Source organism: Brumicola blandensis (genome assembly GCF_031846165.1).
Lineage (GTDB): Bacteria > Pseudomonadota > Gammaproteobacteria > Enterobacterales > Alteromonadaceae > Glaciecola > Glaciecola blandensis.
Genome location: NZ_JAVRIE010000012.1, coordinates 1 through 6,342 on the forward strand (window position 1 = coordinate 1; position 6,342 = coordinate 6,342).

Annotated in this window: 12 protein-coding genes; all 12 read left to right on the top strand. The window is 40.0% G+C overall.

What is annotated here, in order from left to right:
• Positions 1–417: 417 nt before the first annotated feature.
• The 12 genes from RM544_RS17505 to RM544_RS17560 all read left to right on the top strand — a co-directional run bounded on the left by RM544_RS17505 (position 418) and on the right by RM544_RS17560 (position 6,122).
• Complete coding sequence (locus RM544_RS17505; RefSeq protein WP_311363121.1) at positions 418–855, top strand: hypothetical protein; 438 nt, start codon at positions 418–420, stop codon at positions 853–855.
• A gap of 357 nt (positions 856–1,212) precedes the next feature.
• The gene (locus tag RM544_RS17510) at positions 1,213–1,623 is read left to right on the top strand and encodes a DUF4279 domain-containing protein (protein ID WP_311363122.1); all 411 of its coding nucleotides are present in this window, start codon (positions 1,213–1,215) and stop codon (positions 1,621–1,623) included.
• A gap of 325 nt (positions 1,624–1,948) precedes the next feature.
• A complete protein-coding gene (locus RM544_RS17515) occupies positions 1,949–2,230 on the top strand; it encodes a hypothetical protein (RefSeq protein ID WP_311363123.1) in 282 nt (93 codons plus the stop codon).
• Positions 2,231–2,398: 168 nt separating this feature from the next.
• Positions 2,399–2,536 carry a hypothetical protein gene (locus RM544_RS17520; RefSeq protein WP_311363124.1) on the top strand — a complete coding sequence of 46 codons (138 nt, stop codon included), beginning with the start codon at positions 2,399–2,401 and terminating at the stop codon, positions 2,534–2,536.
• 3 nt (positions 2,537–2,539) lie between these two features.
• The gene (locus RM544_RS17525) at positions 2,540–2,860 is read left to right on the top strand and encodes a hypothetical protein (RefSeq protein WP_311363125.1); all 321 of its coding nucleotides are present in this window, start codon (positions 2,540–2,542) and stop codon (positions 2,858–2,860) included.
• Positions 2,861–2,975: 115 nt separating this feature from the next.
• The gene (locus RM544_RS17530; RefSeq protein ID WP_311363126.1) at positions 2,976–3,110 is read left to right on the top strand and encodes a hypothetical protein; all 135 of its coding nucleotides are present in this window, start codon (positions 2,976–2,978) and stop codon (positions 3,108–3,110) included.
• Complete coding sequence (locus tag RM544_RS17535) at positions 3,107–3,505, top strand: hypothetical protein (protein ID WP_311363127.1); 399 nt, start codon at positions 3,107–3,109, stop codon at positions 3,503–3,505. The genes RM544_RS17530 and RM544_RS17535 overlap by 4 nt, the downstream gene beginning before the upstream one ends.
• An 887-nt stretch (positions 3,506–4,392) precedes the next feature.
• Entirely contained in the window at positions 4,393–4,515 is a 123-nt protein-coding gene (locus RM544_RS17540; protein WP_311363128.1) for a hypothetical protein, read from the top strand.
• Between the two features lie 5 nt (positions 4,516–4,520).
• A complete protein-coding gene (locus tag RM544_RS17545) occupies positions 4,521–4,856 on the top strand; it encodes a hypothetical protein (RefSeq protein ID WP_311363129.1) in 336 nt (111 codons plus the stop codon).
• 169 nt (positions 4,857–5,025) lie between these two features.
• Positions 5,026–5,148: a hypothetical protein gene (locus RM544_RS17550; RefSeq protein ID WP_311363130.1), complete on the top strand. Its 123-nt coding sequence runs from the start codon at positions 5,026–5,028 to the stop codon at positions 5,146–5,148.
• 519 nt (positions 5,149–5,667) lie between these two features.
• Positions 5,668–5,790: a hypothetical protein gene (locus RM544_RS17555; protein ID WP_311363131.1), complete on the top strand. Its 123-nt coding sequence runs from the start codon at positions 5,668–5,670 to the stop codon at positions 5,788–5,790.
• A gap of 5 nt (positions 5,791–5,795) precedes the next feature.
• A complete protein-coding gene (locus tag RM544_RS17560) occupies positions 5,796–6,122 on the top strand; it encodes a hypothetical protein (protein WP_311363132.1) in 327 nt (108 codons plus the stop codon).
• The last annotated feature ends 220 nt before the right edge of the window (positions 6,123–6,342 follow it).

Sequence of the window (6,342 nt, forward strand, 5' to 3'; positions counted from 1 at the left end):
TCCTTGTTACCTCATCTTCCATTGGAAACTGTGTTCCATGTTCGCGGGCATTTATTCACGGGTCTTCGCTAAACAGCATCTGAGTTCGTCGCGACACAATTGCGCAAGCTCGTTCTTTCAAGAGTCCCTCTCACCTTTATGTCAGAAACTTTATCTCGTGTTCGCGAGCGCATCATGTCTGTTCTTCGCCTAAGATAAATCAGTTGTTGTCTTTGGCCAAAACGAGTAATGTTTTACCTAAATGGTTAACGCAAGGTGACAATGGGTGTTGTTTATAAGGCGCGTAAAACATCACAAATCTAACAATCGCATCAACGCACTCCCTTCGGTCGCTGGGACATCATTACGTGCGGCTGCACGCAATGCTGCCCGTTATGCGGGGTGTTATGGAACATCTAATTTTAAAGGAACTATGAAATGAAAAAATACCTATATGTATTAATATTACTATCCTTGATATCAGGCTGTAGTGCATTAAATACAAAACAGAAAGCTAGTTTTTACAATGAAGGGTTAGTCGAAATAATTAATTTTTCAACATCTTTACAAGGGCGTAAGATTGCTAATGAGCCATCTTTAACCCAGTCAAAGTTAGAAGTTATATTTATTTTCGAGCCAGGTAATGAGCGCAATATTTCAGCGTCAATTAGTATTAAACCTACAGGAGTAGAGAATGACATACTTTCGTTTCAACGCGGTTGGACTGCTAATGCAGTGCAATTAGAAAGCAATAAAGTAAGAGCTGAATTCAGCAGTATATTTCTTGCTAGAGAAGATGAACTATCGCCGAATAAGTCTCAAGAAATATCTGTATTAATCAGGAAATTGACGGATTTAGGATGGAATGTAAAATGACATTGATGTTGCATAATAAAACGACTTTGGCTAAAGCTCGTTCTTTCAAGAGTCACTCTCATCTTTCTGTCGGAAACAATTTTTCGGGTTCGCGGGCGTATAATGTTTGTTCCCCGCTACCGACCACCGATTGCAGTATTAGCGTCAAACGAGTATTGTTTTACTTAAATTGTTAACGCAAGGAGACATGGAATGTTTTATCAAAATCGTAGCAAACCGAAACTACATAACAATCGCATAAACGCACTCCCTTCGGTCGCTGGGACAACTTTAAGTGCGGCCTTCGCTTCGCTCAAAGCGTCCACACTTAAACTTGCCCGTTATGCGGGGTGTTATGGTTTTCGTTAGGGTTTAACTATGGCTTGTTATTTGAGGGTTTATGGTGATGACTTGAATGTTATTGAGCTTTTAGAAGCTCACAACATTAAGCCGTCAAAAATATGGAAGAAAGGACTGCCCAGATTCAAAAGTGCCCCTAGTAAGCTAAATAGTAACTCTGGTTTTAATGTCTTAATCAGTGGCGCTGAATGGGATGAATTTGAGAAACAAAAACTAGATGCGTTGAAGTATTTGGAAGAGCATAAATCCACCTTATCATCTATTGCTATGTATTCAGGTGTTGACAGTGGGTACCTAGACTTCGGTATTGAATGGAGGGATGTTACCGTTCAGTGCGACTCCTTCCCGCCAAACTTAATTAAATTAGTTGGTCAAATTGGTTTCGGTATTGAGCTGAGTCAATACACTCCCGATGAAGAGGATGACTAAAGTTATATTACGTTAATACTTAAGCTCTTTCTTTCAAGAGTCACTCTCATCTGTTTTTAATGAGTTGTTTTCGGGTTCGCGAGCGCATAATGTCTGATTCACGCTACCGACCACCGATTGCAGTATCGACGTCAAACGAGTATTGTTTTACCTAAATGGTTAACGCAAGGAGGCATTAAATGTTTAATCAAAACCACAGCAAACCGAAGCAACATAACAATCGCATAAACACACTCCCTTCGGTCGCTGGGACAACTTTAAGTGCGGCTTTCGCTTCGCTCAAAGCGTCCGCCCATAAAATTGCCCGTTATGCGGGGTGTTATGTTTGGATAAGTTAGTAGCGCAATTCAAAGAGTATTGGGCTGATAAAGAGAAGCGTAATAACATACTAATATTATTAGTTTTGGCTTTCCTCTTTATTGAAGATGAGCCTGTGCTGCTAATTCTTAAGTATGCTGCCATCGGCTTTGTTGCAGTGCTTTTTGATTTGTTATCGGAAAAGTACTTAAAATTACATAAAAAGGGTCCGATGCCTTGGTATTCGACCCCAATATTATGGGTTGGCGTACCGGCATTAATATTCATGGTTTATGTGTTTAGTTGGTAAAAATTATATAAAGCTCGTTCTTTAAAGAGTCACTCCCATCAGTTTTTAATGAGTTAATTTCGGGTTCGCGAGCATTGGTTGTTTGGTCCACGCTACCAACCATCAGTTGCTGTATCAGCGCCAAACGAGTATTGTTTTACCAAGATGGTTAACGCAAGGAGGCATTAAATGTTTTATCAAAACCGAGTTAAATCAACCTGTCCTAACAATCGCATAAACTCACTCCCTTCGGTCGCTGGGACACCATTACGTGCGGCTGCACGCAATGCTGCCCGTTATGCGGGGTGTTATGTGGCAAGGGCGTGATTCATGGCTAATTTTTGTAAGAGTTGTGGTAGTGAATTAAAGGGGCCTTTGGAAGCTTATGATGCTTTTGAAGGGATGCATTGGCTCTGCTTTCATTATGCTTTTGAACATTACTCAGATGATCCGGATGTTCCTTGTCAAAGCAGACATTGTCCAACATGGCATATAGAAATTTTGAAAGAAGCACTGATAGCCCGTGGCGAAGACCCAGATAAAATAATTAATGATGCTATTGAGCTTTCATGGTCAAAAAGTTTGGAGGCCAAGCAAAGTAATGGTGTTAGCTCGTTTCTTCAAAAGGGGCTTTCAAAGGTTTTTAAATAACAAATTTCGGGTTCGCGAGCATTGGTTGTTTGGTCCCCGCTGCTAACCATCAGTTGCTGTATCAACGTCAAACGAGTATTGTTTTACCTTAATGGTTAACACAAGGAAACACGGAATGTTTTATCAAAACCGCAATAAATTCAAGCAACATAACAATCGCATAAACGCACTTCCTTCGGTCGCTGGGACACCATTACGTGCGGCCGCACGCAATGCTGCCCGTTATGCGGGGTGTTATGTGTTTCAATGAGCACGAAATTTAGAGTCCGCTTAAAAACATCATCAAAGCTAAAAATTCTTGGTGGATTATTTGGTATTTCAATCTCAATTGTTTTGATTGTGTTTCCGTTTTTTGACGCTTCAGTAAAAGATGTATCTTATACTCATTTCTTTATTGCAGAGGTTATTAACCCATACAAAATAGATAGCACATCAGTAACAACAAAAATTAAAAATGACTCGCGTTTTCCTCATACAGCAAAATATCCTTACGAGGTTAGAGTTAGAGTAAATGGTGAGGACTTCATTGTAGGTAGTTTTAAACAATCGTTTGTGACTGAGAAAGTATGTATTGGTGTCTTGGCTCGCGTTAAAACAAAAAAGGTTGCTAACTATGTTCGGGTCGACGATCAAAATTGCAAATAAGCTCTTTCTTTCAAGAGTTCCTCTCATCTTAATGTCAGAAACTCAATCTCGTGTTCGCGAGCGCATAATGTTTGGTTCACGCTACTAACCATCAGTTGTAGTATCAGCGCCAAACGAGTATTGTTTTACCTAAATGGTTATCGCAAGGAAACAAGGAATGTTTTATCAAAACCGCATTAAACTGAAACAACATAACAAACGCATCAACCTCGCTACGCTCGCGCAGGACAGTTTTCTGGTTGGGACTTTGCCCACCCAAAAAACTGCCCGTTATGCGGGGTGTTAGCTGTGTATTTTATTAAAAGGATTAAAGTATGGTGAAAGGAAGGTCTAAAACGAAAATTTCCAGATTTAACTCAACCTTGCTTTTAATAGGTTTTGTGATCATGTTAATTTTTATAATCTCAATTGTATTTTTTTTCGACCCCCCAGAAATTATTAAAATTGTATTCATCATTTTTTCTTTCCTTGTTTTTGCGTTTGCTTACCAAGCATACAGAAATTCGATTTTCTCGAAAAAAGACCTTCCACATCTAGTAACGGTCCACGAATTGAAAGCAGAAAACAAGCTAATGGAAATTAACGAAAATAAACCCAAATACTATGGTGAAAGGTTAAGGGAAATGGAACAGCTATACAAAGATGAGTTACTTTCAGAAGAGGAATATGCTGCTAAAAGAAGAGATATTCTGGATGAAAACTGGGGCAACTAACAAATAACTATCGCTATAGCTCGTTCTCTCAAGAGTCACTCCCAACTGTTTTTAATGAGTTATTTTCGGGTTCGCGAGCATTGGTTGTTTGGTCCACGCTACTAACCTTCAGTTGCTGTATCAGCGTCAAACGAGTATTGTTTTACCTAAATGGTTATCGTAAGGAAACAAGGAATGTTTTATCAAAACCAAGTTAAATCAACCTGTGCTAACAATCGCATAAACGCACTCCCTTCGGTCGCTGGGACACCATTACGTGCGGGTGCACGCAATGCTGCCCGTTATGCGGGGTGTTAGCTGGTATGAAATCTGAGCCACAATTTGAGAGTTACACCCAAGATGAGTTATACGAAATATTACACTCAATTGATAAAGATGCTTATCCTGAAAGATATAAAAAAGTAGTTTCAATTCTGGGCCTGACTAATGAAATCTTTGGTGATGACGCTGAAACGTTGGATGATGATTCCTCTATCGAAGTAGATCCTGAATTAGCAGAGATAAATAAGACCAAACGAATAAATGACTTTTTTGATTCTTTGAGTGATTACGATAGTGAGTACCTATCTGATGGCAGTGGAGGTGGTGACTTTGATGGTGGAGGTTTTGGAGGTGGAGCTGATGGTGGCTCTGAATAAATTACTTCGTCTTGCTCTTTCTCTCAAGAGTCACTCTCACAGGTTTTTAATGAGTTACTTTCGGATTCGCGAGCATTCGTTGTTTGGTCCACGCTACTAACCTTCAGTTGCTGTATCAACGTCAAACGAGTATTGTTTTACCTAAATGGTTAACGCAAGGAAACATGGAATGTTTTATCAAAACCGCAATAAATCTAAGCAACATAACAATCGCATAAACGCACTCCCTTCGGTCGCTGGGACATCATTACGTGCGGCTGCACGCAATGCTGCCCGTTATGCGGGGTGTTAGCGTGTGTTGTAATGACTAGTCCTTATAATATGTCTTTTGCGTGTTTTACATGCAATAAGTCTTTTAAAAGGGAGTTTAATCTCTCTCAAGAATGCCCGAAAGTTTTAAAGTGCCCCGATTGCGGTGGTTCCGCATATAATTTTGGTCGTCACTTTAAGGCGCCTAAAAAATCGGACAATAAACAATGGAAGAAAATCCACTTTCTATTTGAGCATGGGTTTAGGTTTCAGAAAATCCGCTCTGGTTCGGGTCACCATGACACTGTTGCTTACCCTGACACATTAGAGCAAGCTAAAGAGTTTGTTTTGAAATACAGGAAGTTCGCGTTCAAAAATTAGTGTGTAATTATTCACACACTATGCTGCTCGTTCTTTCAAGAGTTACGCTCAACTGTTTTTAATAAGTTAATTTCGGGTTCGCAAGCATTGGTTGTTTGGTCCACGCTACTAACCTTCAGTTGCTGTATCAGCATCAAACGAGTATTGTTTTAGCAAAATAGTTAACGCAAGGAGGCATTAAATGTTTTATCAAAACCGAGTTAAATCAACCGGTGCTAACAAACGCATAAACGCTCTCCCTTCGGTCGCTGGGACATCATTACGTGCGGCTGCACGCAATGCTGCCCGTTATGCAGGGTGTTAGCCTGAATGTCTCTACCTAAAAAAGGCTCTCGTAAAATTAGCGTTGATGGTCAAGATTATAGGTGGTCAATCCGTTCAAAACCTACTTATTCAGAAGGAGCGTTTGCTTGCGGAATGACAGCGGCAGCTGAGCTTTATGATTCGCCAGTATCTACGCTTCTAATAGTTTTTGATGCACCAAGGCCTGATAACTGGCTTCTCCAAGATGGTAAAAACATCACTCCGAAAATGATAGAGGCTTCCATAAAAGCATCAATTGAAGATGGTTGGAAACCAAAAGAAAAAGAGGGGTTCAAGTTTGAGTTTAAGGCAATTAATAATGGTCAGTTTTAAAAACCATTCAGTACTGCTCTTTCTCTCAAGAGTCATGCCCATCTTACTGTCAGAAACTAAAATTCGGGTTCGCGAGCATTGGTTGTTTGGTTCGCGCTGCTAACCAGCAGTTGCTGTATCAGAGTCAAACGAGTATTGTTTTACTAAAATGGTTAACGCAAGGAGGCATTAAATGTTTTATCAAAACCGAGTTAAATCAACCGGTGCTAACAAACGCATA